9 protein-coding genes are annotated in these 14,167 nt (G+C 71.7%); 3 read left to right on the top strand and 6 right to left on the bottom strand.

Annotated features, from left to right (window positions below; all coding sequences use genetic code 11):
* Positions 1–77: 77 nt before the first annotated feature.
* Entirely contained in the window at positions 78–710 is a 633-nt protein-coding gene (locus K7C98_RS38370; RefSeq protein WP_224196880.1) for a sterol desaturase family protein, read from the bottom strand.
* A 328-nt stretch (positions 711–1,038) separates the two neighbouring features.
* On the opposite strand from K7C98_RS38370, the gene K7C98_RS38365 reads away from it, so the two are divergent.
* Positions 1,039–1,770, top strand: a complete 732-nt coding sequence (locus K7C98_RS38365; RefSeq protein ID WP_224196879.1) for a hypothetical protein — start codon at positions 1,039–1,041, stop codon at positions 1,768–1,770.
* Here the strand turns inward: K7C98_RS38365 and K7C98_RS38360 are convergent.
* The 3 genes from K7C98_RS38360 to K7C98_RS38350 all read right to left on the bottom strand — a co-directional run bounded on the left by K7C98_RS38360 (position 1,745) and on the right by K7C98_RS38350 (position 8,101).
* Entirely contained in the window at positions 1,745–3,403 is a 1,659-nt protein-coding gene (locus tag K7C98_RS38360; RefSeq protein ID WP_224196878.1) for a hypothetical protein, read from the bottom strand. The two genes, K7C98_RS38365 and K7C98_RS38360, sit on opposite strands and share 26 nt — an antisense overlap.
* Before the next feature lie 296 nt (positions 3,404–3,699).
* Positions 3,700–7,671: a serine/threonine-protein kinase gene (locus K7C98_RS38355; protein WP_224196877.1), complete on the bottom strand. Its 3,972-nt coding sequence runs from the start codon at positions 7,669–7,671 to the stop codon at positions 3,700–3,702.
* A 202-nt stretch (positions 7,672–7,873) separates the two neighbouring features.
* Positions 7,874–8,101, bottom strand: a complete 228-nt coding sequence (locus K7C98_RS38350; protein ID WP_224196876.1) for a hypothetical protein — start codon at positions 8,099–8,101, stop codon at positions 7,874–7,876.
* A 354-nt stretch (positions 8,102–8,455) separates the two neighbouring features.
* Here K7C98_RS38350 and K7C98_RS38345 point away from each other — a divergent pair, with 354 nt between their 5' ends.
* Positions 8,456–8,719: a hypothetical protein gene (locus K7C98_RS38345; RefSeq protein ID WP_224196875.1), complete on the top strand. Its 264-nt coding sequence runs from the start codon at positions 8,456–8,458 to the stop codon at positions 8,717–8,719.
* Between the two features lie 350 nt (positions 8,720–9,069).
* Positions 9,070–9,753: a hypothetical protein gene (locus K7C98_RS38340; protein WP_224196874.1), complete on the top strand. Its 684-nt coding sequence runs from the start codon at positions 9,070–9,072 to the stop codon at positions 9,751–9,753.
* Positions 9,754–9,830: 77 nt separating this feature from the next.
* On the opposite strand, the gene K7C98_RS38335 is transcribed toward K7C98_RS38340, so the two are convergent.
* A complete protein-coding gene (locus K7C98_RS38335) occupies positions 9,831–10,967 on the bottom strand; it encodes an efflux RND transporter periplasmic adaptor subunit (RefSeq protein WP_224196873.1) in 1,137 nt (378 codons plus the stop codon).
* Positions 10,964–14,122: an efflux RND transporter permease subunit gene (locus K7C98_RS38330; protein ID WP_224196872.1), complete on the bottom strand. Its 3,159-nt coding sequence runs from the start codon at positions 14,120–14,122 to the stop codon at positions 10,964–10,966. Before K7C98_RS38330 ends, K7C98_RS38335 begins: the two co-directional genes overlap by 4 nt.
* Between the last annotated feature and the right edge of the window lie 45 nt (positions 14,123–14,167).

The raw sequence follows: 14,167 nt of genomic DNA, 5'->3' as shown, positions 1-14,167 counted from the left end.
CGCCGGCGCGGCTGCCCCCATGCGCGCACCTGCTGCGACGGACGCCGCCGGCGTAGCACCTGTCCTTCAGGCCAGATTCAGCGCGCCACCGTCCCGCGCACGCGGTCCCACAGCGTGCTGGTGACCCCGAGGTTCTCGCGCTGCATCCGGCGCGGATCGTGGTGACGCGCATGGTGGCGCGCCAGCGTCTCGATCCCCGGCAGCCGGCGCAACGGGTGCGTCGGCCGCAGGTGGTAGATCAAGTGCATCGCCTCGTAGACCATGACGTACACCATCGACGTCGCCAGCACGAGGCGCCCGACGTCGCCGCCGAAGAGCAGCCCCGACAGCGACGCGATCGGCGTCAGCGCCGCCGCCAGGGCCGGCAGCGCCCACCACGGGAACAGGATCGAGCGGAAGTCGCGGGCCGAGCCGATCTGCATCGCGCCCTCGACGTAGATCGCGTGATGCGACAGCGTGTGCTTGTCGTAGAGCAACTGCAGCGGCGGCACCCGCCGGTGCAGCAGGTCGCGGTGGAACCGCCACTCGCACGCGATCGCCACCAGCCACATGACGGGCACCGCGAGCATGTCCGAGAGCGCAGGTCCTTCGAGACAGGCGATGCAGCCCGCCGTCACCGCCCCGCCGACCACGAACGGCGTCGCCAGGTGGCGCCACGGTCGATACGAACGCGGCAGTTCGGCGTGGTAGCGCGCCCGCGCGGCCACCACGTGCGGCGGCAGCCCACCGTGGTCGAGCTCGATGGCTCCGCCATCACACCGACGCTAGCGGTCAGCGGACCTGCTGCCAAGTACCCCCGGGTGGACTTCGGGCTTTGCGCAGCCCATCAAGAATCCATCATGGAAACGCGCCCGGACCGACGTTCGCACCGAGCCCGGTTCACAGCGTCCAGGAGCGCGTGCCGGCGATCACCCGCGCATATAGACGCACCCGCGTCCACCGTGCGCCAGTGGCCCTTCTCATGGAGGTCGCAGAGCCGCCTCCCGTCGGTGACGCGCTCAAGTTGCACCGCCCCGGGACCGGGTCCATTACCGGGGCGTGCTACCGATCCTTCACATCCACGCAGGTGATTGTGCCGCCGGGTTTGCCCGCGAGGTCGGGCTCGACGGTGAAGTCCTCGGCTGGCGTGACAGCGCCGCGGTCGGCCCTTGCTCGCGCGAGCGCGGCCGGCACGTGTTCCTCCGCATGGCCTTCTGGCAGGCCGACCTGGCGGAGATCCAGCGCGCCGAGGAGCTGCCGACCGACTGCGAGCGGGTGTTGTGGTTCGGCCCCGACCCTTGGGAGCAGCTGCAGCTCGTCGAGCTGCTCGCGTACATGTCCGATGGGCCATGCTCGATCGTCCCGCTGTCGCGCGCCGTCACCGAGCTGACCCCGAGCGAGCTGCACGCGGCGTTCGCCGCCCGCCGCAACGCCGAGTCGCTGCGCTTCTTCGCCGCCGCGCTGTGGTTCGACTTCTGCGACAACGACCCGGCCGGAATCGCCCTCCGCCTGCGTCGCGCCGCCAACGACCAGCGCCTGCCGCACCTCGGCTCCGCCATCCGCCGCGTCCTCCAGGACCGCAACGAACACCGCACCGAGCGCGAGGTCGAGAGCCTGGTCCGCTCGGGCGTGTCCGACCTCCCGGCCCTGCTCGAGGCCCTGCGCGCGCGCGAGCTGCCGGCCCACGGCGCGTGGTACGGCGACGTGATCGTCGGCCGCCTGCGCGACGCCTGCACCACGCGCATGCAGGCGGCCAACGACCTGCTCAGCGCAGCTTCATCGCCGCCTTGAACACCAGCCCGCGATCCTCGGCGTACATCTCGTAGCCCGAGGGCCCGAACATCTTGTAGATGTCGAGCGCCGCCGTCAGTTCGGACTGCCCCGCCATGCCCATCAGCGGCTGCAGCTGCTCCATCATCTTGCCGAGGTCATAGGCGAACAGCGCGAGCGGCGGGTCCTTCACCTCCGGCGCCGCCAGCAGCTCGCCGACCTTCGCCTCCGAGCCCGGCCCGATCGCCACGACGATGCCGGCCCCGGCCTTCGCCCCGTAGGCGATGCCGTTGACGAACGGCACCGTGCCGTCGGGCAGCGTCTTGACCGTACCGTCGTCGCTGAACTCGTACGCCGCGATCGCCGGCGTCTCGGCGCGGATCGCCTCGTAGACCGCCTTCGGGTCGGCGGCCGCCAGCACCGCGTGGGCCGTGATCGACGACGGCAAGAAGCCCGCCATCTTGATGTCGGTGAGGACCAGGCTGCCGCCGCGCAGGCCGGGCACCCACTTCGGGATCGCCGACGTGTCCTGCCCGATCTTCGTCGCCGCCTGGTTGAGCTCGGCCAGCTCCGGGCACTGATACGGCGACTGCGACACCTCTTTGCCCTTGCGCAGCACCAGCTCGATCGCCTTGCCGACGTCGGCGCCCGCGCCCATGGCGAAGATCACCTGCTCGCGCAGCTCCTGGCTCAGGCCCGGCACCGACGCGCGCAACGACTTGAGGTCCTGGGCGATGTCGGACCGCAGCTCGACGCCGAACACCATCTCGAAGCCCTCGGCGCTCATCGACTCGCTGCCGAACACGATCATCGGCGCGATCGCGACGAGCCCGCGGATCTCGTCCTTGCACACCTGAGTGATCTGCGGCCAGCGCTCGACGACCCGCGGGTTCACGGCGGTCAGCACCTCCTTGTTGAGCGGGTCGCCCTCGCCGAGGAGCGCCTCGGCGATGACCCGCACGTCGACGAAGCCGGCGTTGAAGCGGCCGAGCTGCCACTTCGCCAGCAGGTCGCGCAGCTTCTGCGAGTCGGCCAGCGACCGCTCCGGCTTCGTCTTGCCGAACAGGATCTCGAACACCTTGTCGGCCATCGCCGTCGGCGCGATGCCCATGACGAGCTCGTTGCTGACGACCGCCGCCGCCAGCTTGACCCCGGCGAACTCACCGCACCAGTAGTCGGCGTCGCCGAGCTTGCAGGTCGGGATCGTGACAGCGCCGTTCTGCTGCACGCGGCCCAGCAGGTCGCGCAGCGCCTGCGGATCTTTCAACGACCACCGCATCGCCGGCAGCCCGCCGATGCCGTAGAACGCGGCCCGTCCGTCGATATCGATGCCGGTGCGGTCGAGCCCGCCGTCCTTCACGATCGCCTTGAATTCGCTGAAGAGCGCGCGGATGAGCGGCGCCCACTCGCCCTCGAGCGGGATCTCCTTCTCGATCGTCGGCGACACCTTGTCGATCAGCGGCGACAGCTGCTTGTACATCTTCTCGACCATCGGCCGCATCGAGCCGCCGAAGCTGATGTACGCATACGGTGTGTCGGCCGGGATGTTGCTCAGCAGCTCGCGCACGCCCGGGTCCGCCAGCACCTCGACCGCGACCTGCTCGTTCGACTTGGTACAGCCCGAGAGCCCGGAGACCGCCAGCAACGTCGCCAACGCCGCTGCACGCCCGCACCCGATCGGCCAACGCAACCACTGCTTCGCTCGTGTCATTGAAGCGGTCCTATCACCCTTCGTCCGACCGGGCAAGCGCGGCCCCGCGCCGCTTGTTGAGCAGAACGAGTTGGCTGCAGGAGCACACACCCACCGACGCCGGCGAGGCGCGACATCGCGGGGCAACGCGGGCCTGTCCGCGCCGAGCATGCCGCCAAGTGTGGCGGGACGCCGGCCACGTTGAGGCGGCCTCGCGGCCACCTCTACGTCGCCTGACCCCACGCCCTTCGGGCGCGTCGTCAGGCCACGTTGAGCCCGAGCCCGCGGCGCGCCTCGAAGTACTCCTCGCTGACGCTGTAGACCACCAGCTCGCGCAGCGCCTCCTTGGGCGCGAGCAGCGAGCCGAACACCCGCTGCTCCTGGCCGATCGCGTGGGCCGCGGTGGCGAGGTCGTTGCAGAACAGGAACCCCGCGCGATAGCCCGCCAGCTCGGCCGCCCGGGCCCAGCGCTTGACGTCGACCTCGCCGCCCTTGATGAGCCGCTGCAGCGCCGCCGTCAGCCGCTCGATCGCCGCCGCCGGCAGGTTCTTCGTCACCTCGCGCGCCAGCGCCTGCGCCCCCGACGACAGCTCGGGCGCGCCGACCTTGCACACGTGCATGCTCGCCATGATCACGTCCTTCAGGTTCTCGGGCGAGCGGTCGATGATCATGAACGCGTAGTGCGGCGGGTACAGGTCGAGCGCGTGGCGACCGAGCGTGAACGCCAGGTTGTTCTCCGACTTCTCGGCCAGCGCGCCGCCCAGGGCGATGATCGTCGGGCGCACGCTGCCGCCGCGCTCGACGTTGAGCACCGCCACGTCGCCGGGCTCGTCTGGCCGAAAGTACAGGTCGGGCTGCGGCCAGCCGTACACCGAGGTCACGTAGATCAAGCTCTTGCTGACCAGCGAGCCGTCGTCGTCGGCGTCGACGCGGTCGGACGGGCGCAGCGGGTACGGCAGCAGCTTCGGCCGCCAGCCGGCCAGCACCGGCGCGAGCAGGCCGAGCACCGCGCCGACGCTCGCGTCCTCGTCGGCGTGGAACACACAGCGGCGCAGCAGGTCCTCGCCGAGCCGCTGCTTGATCCGGCGGAACTCCGGCTGCGGGTAGCGGTTGTACAGCGTCGTCTCCTGCGCGTTGGCCTGCTTGACGAACACCAGCGTGCGCGCGACGCAGAACGCCTTGTCGAGCTCGCGGCGGGCCACGTAGATCTCGAACAGCCGGTGGTAGCTGGCGTAGCGGTGCGGCTCGAGGCGCACCAGCGTGTAGTGGGCGCGGATCAGGTTGTCGGTAAACTCGCGCGCGTTGTTGCGGAGCAGCGCCTCGTACAGCTCGACCAGGATCTGCCAGCGGTCGGCGTTGCCGGGGTCGAGCGCCGCCGCGACCTCGAACGCCTTGGCCGCGGCCCGGAAGTCGCCGAGGCGGGTGCGGTAGATCTCCGCCAGGTTCGACCACAACATCGTCCGCAGAGGCGCGGAGCCGCCGGGAAGTGGCTGCGTCTCGCCGTCGGGCGGCAGGCGATTGATCATCTTGCGGTAGGCGCGGTCGAGCCCCTTCCACTCCTTCCGCTGCGTGAGCAGCTTGTCGATCGCCTGGAACGCCTTGAGCTGGCTCGGGTCCTCGTCGAGCACGAGGTCGAACCGCGCCAGCGCGGCGTCGACCTGGCCGAGGTTGTCGCGCAGCAGCACCGCCGCCGTGTAGTGGAACCGGGCCCGGCGGGCCGGCTCGGGCTCGACCTCGACGATGCGGTCGAGCACCCCGACGGCCTCGGGCCACATCTTGCGCTCGGTGAACGTGTCGAGCAAAAGGTGCATCACGCCGAGCTCGCGCGGCCGCAGCTCGAGCGCGCGCTGGAACGCGATCACGGCCTTCTGCGGGTCGCGCAGGCGATCGCGGAACAGCTTGCCGCTGGCGACGAACAGCTCGAACTTCACGCCGTCGTCGCCCGAGGCGTTGATCATCGCCCGGCGGGTGTTGAGCGCGCCCTGCCAGTCCTCCGCCGCCAGCTGGTGCTCGAGCGTCGCCTCGAGCGCCTGCCAGTTGTTGGCGTCGAGCTCGAGCGCCTTGCGCAGGTGCCCCGGCGCCTTCTGGTTGTGGTTGCGCCGCTTGCACACCTCGGCCAGGCGCACGTGGATCGCCGCCGCGACCTTGTCGGTCTTCTCCTTGGCGGTCGCGGCCAGCAGCTGCTCGTAGAAATTGAACGCCGCCTCCCACTCACCTGCCTCGAAGGTCAGGTCGGCGCGCCCGAGCATCGCCGTCCAGTTGCCCGGCTCGAGCTCGAGCGCCTTCTTGAACAGCTTGAGCGCCCGCTGCGAGCGCGCCAGCAGGCGCTCGACCCGGGCCGCGCGCAGGCACAGCTCGACGTGCGCCTTCACGCTGATCGGCGCGCCCGGGGCCTTGCGCACCAGCATCTCGTAGATCGGCGCCGCGCCGACGTAGTTGCCGGACTCGTAGTAGATCTTCGACAGCACCGTGCCGACCCGCACGTTCTCGGGGTCGAGCTCGATCACGCGGGCGAAGATCTCGGTCGCCTTGGCGACGTCGCCGAGCTGCCGGTAATGGAGGAAGCCGGCCTCGATGCCGAACTCGACGCGCTCGTAGTAGCTGGTCGCGTGGGTCAGGAGCGCCTCGCACACCGCCGCCAGCTCGCGCCAGTCCTTGCGCCCGCGGTACATGTCGGCGAGCAGCGTCAGCGCCGGCACGTGGCCCGGCGAGTGCTCGAGCGCCCCGCGCAGGTACACCTCCGCCCGCTCCGACGCCACCAGCCGCTCGTGCAGCAGCTTGCCGACGTGCGTCAATTCCTCGGTGCGCGCGACCGGGTCGGCGCACAGCGACAGGAAGTGGTCGAGCGTCTGCACGGCGGCGTCCCACTGCTGCGCGCGCTCGTACAGGCGCGCCAGCGCCAGCACCGCGTCCTGCGACGTCGGGTCGAGCTCGATCATCGAGCGGTAGGCCGCGATCGCCCCCGGGATGTCGCCGAGCGACTTGTCGAGCACGTAGCCCATCGCCCCGTAGAGGCCGGTCTTCATCGCCCGGTCGGTCGTCAGCTCGGCGTGCTCGCGGTACGTCTGCACCAGCTCCTGCCACTGCTCCGCGGCGAGGTGCTGGGCCGCCAGGTTGTAATAGGCGTAGTCGAGGCCCTGCGCGATCCACTGCTGCCACGACTGCGCCTCCTTGCCACCGGCGCCGCCGGCCAGCTGCGTCAGCGCGCGCTGCATCTTGCCGTAGATCTCGATCTGCGCCCGCGGCTCCTGCGTCTGCGCCAGCAGCCCTTGCAGCGCCTCGAGCGAGTAGAACATCGCGCTGTCGGTGGTGGGCTGCTGGCGCGCCGCCGCCTTGGCCCGGTCGCCGCCGCCGCGCGCCCCGTCCTCGCCGATCTGCTGCAGCGCCGTCACCAGCGCGCCCATGTCCTGGAACCGGTCCTCGCGGCGCTTCGACATCGCCTTGAGCACCAGCGCCTCCACCAACGGCGGGATCTCGGCCTCCGGCGCCACGCTGCCGAGCGCCGTCGCCGTGGCGAACTTGTGCTGCATCGTCACCTGCGTCGGCCGGCCGAAGAACGGCACCCGCCCGCTCAGCAGCGTGTACATCAGCACGCCCAGCGAGTACACGTCGCTGCGCTGGTCGACCGCCTCGCCGAGCGCCTGCTCGGGGGCGATGAAGTGGACCGCGTCGCCGAGCACCACCGTCCCGGCCTCGCGGTCCTGCGTCACCTCGTCGACCGCGACCATGCCGAAGTCGGCGACCTTGACGAAGTCGTCGGCGCACAGGATCACGTTGCCGGGCTTGATCCCGCGGTGCACGATCCCGGCCGCGTGGGCCGCCTGCAGGGCCTCGGCGATCTGCAGCGCGATGCCTCGCACGCGCGACCACGGCAGCCGGCCGCTGCGGCGCAGCAATTGCCCGAGGTCCTCGCCCTCGAGCGCCTCCGTCACCACATAGACGTCGCCCTCCGGGGCGAGGTCGGCGTCGAGGACCTCGAGCACGTTCGCGTGCAGGATCGCCGCGGCCGCCCGCGCCTCGCGCAGCAGGCGCTCGGCCTGCGCGCGGTCGTGCGAGTACTCGGCGCGGCAGATCTTGATCCACACCTGCGTCGGCGGGTCGATGAGTTCGGCGAGGAACGTGTCGGCCACGTCGCCGCGCGCGAGGTGCTGGAGGATCGTGAACTCGTCGGCGAAGACGTTCCCGATCCTCGCCTTGGGGCTGCGGTCGACGACAGGCTGCTCTTCGCTCATGGCGGGCTACCGGGGCCCACTCTACTCGATCTCCTGCGGCTCCCCACAGCCGGGACGAACCCCCTTTTCGCCCCAAATCGCCAGCGGAGCGCGGTTTCGGCGCGACTTCGAGCGGCGCTTGTACATGCAGACGGCGCCCCGCCGCCGGTCTGCGGCGCTGCCGGGATCGCGGAGCTACCGGATCGCGAGCCGCCGCGGCGCGTCACGACGGCAGGTCATCGCCGCGCGACGTGACGCGCGGCGCGCCGCGCGACGGATCGTCGGCCTCGATCTTCTGCAGCGCCGCCGCGAGGGCGTCGCGCAGCTGGCCGGCGGCGGCTGGCCGCATGCGCACCGTCACCGCGCCGACGCTCACGTGCAGCATCCCGCACGTGCACTGCTGCACGGTGCATTGTTCGTTTTGCGCGACTGTTCGGGTGCGGTGCTCCATGGCTGCGAATCCTGCCACAGGCGGCCGCTCCCTGCACGCGCTTCTCAGTTCGCTGCACCGGCAAAACTCCGCCGGCGACGGTCCGGTCTCAATGGGCGTGGTGTCTGACAGGTGCTTTGGGACCTGTCCCGGGCGCCAGCTTGAGACTCCCGTCATCCTGGGCGCGGCGCTGCGGGCCGCGCTCCTCGTCAGGCCCTGACGGCTGCTGCGAGCGGCCGCGCGGCCCGCTGTTTGTCCGCCCCTTCCGGGCCGCCTCGTCGCGGCCCGCAACCGTCCGCCTCCACCGCCCGATCGATCGCGCCGCGCGTGCGTCCGCCCTCCAGGCGCACGCGCGTCGTCACGGAGACCCGCGTCATGTCCAAAGTCTTCTCAGCCCTCCTCCTCGCCCTCTCCCTCACCGCCGCCGTCGCCTGCGACGACCCCGACGACAAGAACATCGAGCGCAGCGAGACCGGCGACGAGTCGACCACCGGCGAGGAAGACACCACCGGCGAGGGCCCCGAGGTCCAGACCACCAGCGCCGGCACCACCGACGACGACAAGAACCCCGGCTGTCTCAACTCCTTCAACCTTCCGCCCACCGGCGGCCCGTCCGGCACGCTCGGCGACAAGTGCTGATCGCTCCATGACTCTTTGGACATGGTAAAACAGCCATGTCCTTTTAAACATGTCCAACTCGCCCGCGGGCCCGCCGATGCTCGCCGGCTCTCGCCGATCGTCTCGAGCAGGAACAACGCGCTCACGACGAGCAGGCCCGCGCCTGCGGCGACGGCGAACATCCGGCGCAGCGCCGGGCCGGCCCTGCGGTGCCGGGTGGGTCAGCGCCGGCCAGGCCCAGGCGACCGGCAGCGCCGCGTCGCTCGCGGGCGCGGGCGACTTCTGGCCCCACGCGGGCGCGACCCCGCGGTCCCGCGCATGCGACCCGCGAGCGAGTGACCGCGGACCCGGCCTGCTGTACCCTGCGCGCGATGTCCGTCCCGCGAGCTCTGTGCTGCTGCGCCCTCTCGGCCTGCACCGTCGGCCTCGTGCCGCGCGACACGCCGCCGCCCGAGCCCGATCCGCTCGCCGCGACGCCGCCCCCCGTCGAATCGGCGCCGGCACCCGCCCCCGCGCCCGCCCCCGAGGCTGCACCCGCGCCCGCGAGCGAGCCCTCGCCGCCCGCGGCCAGCCCCGAGCCGACCGACCCGGTGCTCGTGCGCGTCGTCGCCTGGCGGCCCGATCTCGAGTCGGCCTGCGCCGCTCACACCGAGCTCGCCTGCACCCGCGAGGGCGACCTCGACGGCGACGGCAAGCAAGACGGCGTCGCCCTCGTGCGCCCGCGCGGCGACACCCGGGTCGGTCTGGCCATCGTCTGGGGCCGCGGCGGCGGCGACCTCCTCGGCGCCGGCGAGCAGGGCCGCACCTGGCGCGAGACCGCCGACGGCAGCACGAGCAGCGCCCCGATCCCCGACGACCTCGACTTCCTGGCCCGCTGGGACGTCTGGCGCGCCGACGGCCCCCCCGGCAAGCGCCGCGGCTTCATCGACGGCAAGGGCCGCAAGTTCAAGGTGCGCGGCGTCGTCGGCGACGGCCTCCTCGTCGACGGCGGCGACTCGGCCGCCGTCGCGTTCTGGGACGGCGAGCAGTGGCGCCTCGAGTACCTCGGCTTCTGAGCCGATGATGCCCGCGAGGACATGCCCCCGGGGGCATGTCCTCATTCACAGGTCCCATTGCACATGTCGAAGAGGACTCATCCGATCGACGGCACCACCTCGACCGCCTGGCCGGACTCGAGCGTGTCGGGCGGCTGCAGCACCACCTCGTCGCCGGCGGCCACGCCCTCGAGCACCTCGATCTCCTTGCCGAAGTCGCGCCCGAGCTTGACCGGCACCAGCGTCACCACCCCGTCCGCGATCCTCGCCACCAGCGTGCCCTCCTTGCGCACCACCAGCGCGCTCGCCGGGATCATCGGCACCGGTCGGGCGCGCGGCACGTGCAGGCGCACGTACACGAACGCGCCCGGCAGCAGCCCCTCGTCGCCGGGCACGTCGAGCTCGACGCGCAGCGTCCGCGTCGACGTGTCGAGCACCCCGCTCGCGCGCGTGACCACCCCCGCGACCACGCGTCCCGGGTCGCGCGGCGAGTAGAGCTCGGCCGTGCCGCCGACCTTCACGTCGCCGGCGTGGCTGTCGGGCACGTCGACCACCACGCGCAGCGTCGAGACGTCGGCGATCTCGAACATCGGCACCCCGCCGGCGCCGGCCGGGCCGACCAGCGCCCCGGGGTTGACCAGGCGGCGCGTGATCACCCCGTCGAACGGCGCCACGATCTGCTGGTACTCGCGCAGCGCCTTGAGCCGCTGCAGGTCGGCCTTGCGCGTCGCCACCAGCGCCCCGGCCGAGTTGGCCAGCGCCTGCGCGTCGTCGGCCTCCTGCCGCGACGCCGCCCCGGCGCCCGCCAGCGAGCGCGTGCGATCCGACGTCGCCTGGTGCAGCCCCACGTTCGCGCGCGCCTCGGCCAGCCGCGCCTTCGCCAGCCGGATCTCCTCGTCGGTCTCGGGCGCCTCGATCTCCGCCAGGACCTGGCCCGCCTTCACCTGGTCGCCGAGGTCGACCAGGTACCTGCGCACGAACCCCGTCGACTTGCTGTAGAGCGTCGCCTGGCGGATCGGCGTCGAGCTCGCCGGCAGCGTCAGCTCGTGCTTCTCGTCGCCCGCGCGCACCGCCGCCACGCGCACGCGGCGAGGGCCGGTCGCCTCCGCCAGCGTCTTCGCCCGCGCGTCGCGCTGCTCGAGCCGCGGCCCGACGCCGATCACCACCGCCCCGGCCAGCGCCGCCACGATCGTCGCCATCACCGGCCACGCGGTCCTGCCTGACTTCGTCGTCATGTGCTCTCCTCGAGGTCTCGATCGATCACCTGCGCGCGCCAGCGCCGGGCCAGCACGCTGTAGACCACCGGCACGAAGCCCAGCGTGGCGAGCGTCGCCCCGGCCAGGCCGCCCATCACCGCGCGGCCGAGGGCCGCGTTCTGCTCGCCGCCCTCGCCGAGCCCGAGCGACATCGGCAGCATGCCGATGAACATCGCCATCGCCGTCATCAGCACCGGGCGCAGGCGCACGCTGCCGGCCGTCAGCGCCGCCTCGGCGGCGGACATGCCCTGCGGCCGCAGCTCGTTGGCGAACGACACCACCAGGATCGAGTTGGCCGTCGCCACGCCGATGCTCATCACCGCGCCCATCAGGGACGGGATGCTGAAGGTCGTCCCGGTCGCGAACAGCGTGAACACGATGCCCACCGCCGCGCCGGGCAGCGCCATCAGGATGATGAACGGCAGCTTCCACGACTGGAAGTTGATCACCATCAGCGCGTAGACCAGCAGCGCCGCGAACCCGAGGCCCACGCCGAGGCGGACGAAGCCGACCTGCATGCTGTCGGCCTGGCCGCGGATCGAGATCGTCGCCCCCGGCGGCAGCGCCTCGCGGTGGCGGGCCACGATCGCCTCGAGCTGCGCCACCGCCGACCCGAGGTCCGAGTCCTGCACGTCGGCGCGGACGTTGTAGGTCGGCTGCACGTTGATGTGACTGACGAACACCGGCGTGGTCGCGCGGCCGAACTCGGCCACGTCGACCAGCAGCTTCTGCTCGCCGGCGGCCGTCGGCAGCGACAGCGTCTCGAGCGCCGCCAGCGAGTCGACGCGGTGCTCCGGCACCTGGATCGCCACCGGGTAGGCGAAGCTCGACTTCGGGTCGGTCCAGAACGTCGGGCTCACCTGCGTCGACGACGACACCATCAGCAGCAGGTTGGCCGCCACGTCGCGCTCCGACAGCCCGGCCTCGTGCGCGCGCTGGCGGTCGACCTCGACGTGCAGCCGCGGCGCCGCGACCACCTGATGCAGGTGCACGTCGACCACCCCCGGCACCGCGCGCATCTCCGCCTCGAGCGAGCGGGCCGCCGCCAGCGTCGCGTCGCGCTGGGCCCCCGACACCTGCACGTCGATCGGCGACGGCAGGCCGAAGTTGAGGATCTGCGTGACGATGTCGGCCGGCTGGAAGTAAAACGACAGCTCGGGGAACTCGCGCGGCAGCACCTCGCGCAGCTCGCGGACGATGTCGGCCGTGCGCAGCGTGCGGTCGTGGGCCAGCGTCAGCAGGATCTCGCCGTCGGACGAGCTGACGTTGCTGCTGTCGGTGATCGCCAGCGTGTAGCCGCTCGGCATGCCGATGAAGTCGAGGATGCTCGCTCGCTCCTCCGCCGGCACCAGCTCGCGGATCCGGTCCTCGACCCGCGAGAACCACCGCTCCGTCTCCTCGATGCGCGTCCCCGGCGGCGCCGTCACGTGCAGGCGCACCTGCCCGGCGTCGACCTGGGGGAAGAAGTCGCGGCCGACGAACGGCACCAGCGCCGCCGTCGCCACCAGCACCGCGCCGAACAGCGCGAACACCCGCCGCGGCCGCGCCACCGCCCACGCCAGCAGCTCGACGTAGCGGGCCCGCAGGCGCTCGAAGCCGGCCTCGAAGCCGTGGTGGACGCGCGCGAACAGGCCGCGCCCCGGCGCCGCCGCGTGGTCGTCGCGCAGCAGGTACATCGCCAGCGTCGGCACCAGCGTGCGCGACAGCAGGTACGACGCCATCACCGCGAACGCCACCGCCATGCCCATCGGCAGGAAGATGAAGCGGGCCGGGCCCTCGAGGAACACCACCGACACGAACACGATGCTGATGCACAGCGACGCCACGAACGCCGGCACCGCGATCTGCTGCGCCCCGTCGAGGATCGCCCGCGTCAACGACTTGCCCATCGCCAGGTTGCGGTGGATGTTCTCGATCTCCACCGTCGCGTCGTCGACCAGGATGCCGACCGCGAGCGCCAGCCCGCCGAGCGTCATCACGTTGATCGTCGCCCCCAGGCCGTGCAGGCACAGGAGCGAGATGATCACCGCCAGCGGGATGTTGATCGCCACCAGGATCGTCGCGCGCACGCTGCCGAGGAACAGCAGGATCATCGTCGCCGTCAGCAGCATCGCGATCGCGCCCTCGACCAGCAGCCCGTCGATCGCCCGCGTCACGAAGGTCGACTGGTCGGACAGCAGCTCGACCTCGAGGCCCTCGGGCGCCGCCGCGCGGATCACCGGCACCAGCGCCTTCACGCGGCCGGCGACGTCGGTCGTCGACGCGTCGCCGGTCTTCATCACGCTGAGCACCACCGAGCGGCGGCCGTCGCGGCGGGCGATGTTGGTCTGGATCGCGTAGCCGTCGTGCACGTGGGCGACGTCGCGGACGAACAGCTGGCGCCCCGCCGCGCCCGCCAGCGGGATCTCGTTCAGCGCCGCGATCGCCTCCGGGCTGCTGTTGAGGCTGATGCGATACTCACGCTCGGCGATCTTGGCCGCACCTGTCGGGAGGGTCAGGTTCTGCGCCGCGATCGTCGCGCTGACCTCGGCCGGCGACACCCCGTGCGCGCGCAGGGCCGCCGGGTCGAGGTCGACGGTGATCTGGCGCTGCTTGCCGCCCGCGGGCAGCGGGAAGCGGGTCCCGCGGACCACGCTGAGCATCGTCCGCACCCGTTGATTGACGTGGTCGTAGATCTCCGCCTCCGACAGCGTGTCGCTCGAGAACGCCAGCTGCAGGATCGGCACGCTCGACGCGGTGTAGCGGAGGATGATCGGCGGCACGATGCCCGGCGGCATGCGGCGCACGATCGTCTGCGACACCGCGGTCGCCTGCGCCATCGCGGCGGCCACGTCCGCGTTCGGATGGAGGTACAGCCGGATCACCGACACCCCGTCGAAGCTGTCGCTCTGGATCGTCTGGATGTCGGTGACGTTGCCCGCCAGCGACTGCTCGCTGAACAGCGTGACCTGCTGCTCGATCTGCTGCGCCGGCAGACCGGTGTACGTCCACACCACGCTGATCACCGGGATGTCGACGTCCGGCAGCACGTCGGTGGGCGTCTCCCGAACCACCCAGATGCCCGCCAGCAGCAGCATCAAGGCCATCACGACGAACGTGTACGGGCGGCGCAGCGCGAGTCGGACGATCCACATCGGAGGCTATCGGGGTGGGTGGGAGGTCGTCGGAGATGACCGTTT

The organism is Nannocystis pusilla (assembly GCF_020073745.1).
In the GTDB taxonomy this organism is placed as follows: Bacteria; Myxococcota_A; Polyangia; order Nannocystales; family Nannocystaceae; genus Nannocystis; species Nannocystis radixulma.
The sequence above is the reverse complement of the archived record's forward strand: the minus strand, read 5'-3'. Positions and strand labels throughout refer to the sequence as shown.

Bases quoted from the DNA above. Each gene is read 5' to 3' on its own strand.
- K7C98_RS38355 (WP_224196877.1), bottom strand. From the start codon at position 7,671: ATGAGCGAAGAGCAGCCTGTCGTCGACCGCAGCCCCAAGGCGAGGATC.
- K7C98_RS38350 (WP_224196876.1), bottom strand. From the start codon at position 8,101: ATGGAGCACCGCACCCGAACAGTCGCGCAAAACGAACAATGCACCGTG.
- K7C98_RS38345 (WP_224196875.1), top strand. From the start codon at position 8,456: ATGTCCAAAGTCTTCTCAGCCCTCCTCCTCGCCCTCTCCCTCACCGCC.
- K7C98_RS38340 (WP_224196874.1), top strand. From the start codon at position 9,070: ATGTCCGTCCCGCGAGCTCTGTGCTGCTGCGCCCTCTCGGCCTGCACC.
- K7C98_RS38335 (WP_224196873.1), bottom strand. From the start codon at position 10,967: ATGACGACGAAGTCAGGCAGGACCGCGTGGCCGGTGATGGCGACGATC.
- K7C98_RS38330 (WP_224196872.1), bottom strand. From the start codon at position 14,122: ATGTGGATCGTCCGACTCGCGCTGCGCCGCCCGTACACGTTCGTCGTG.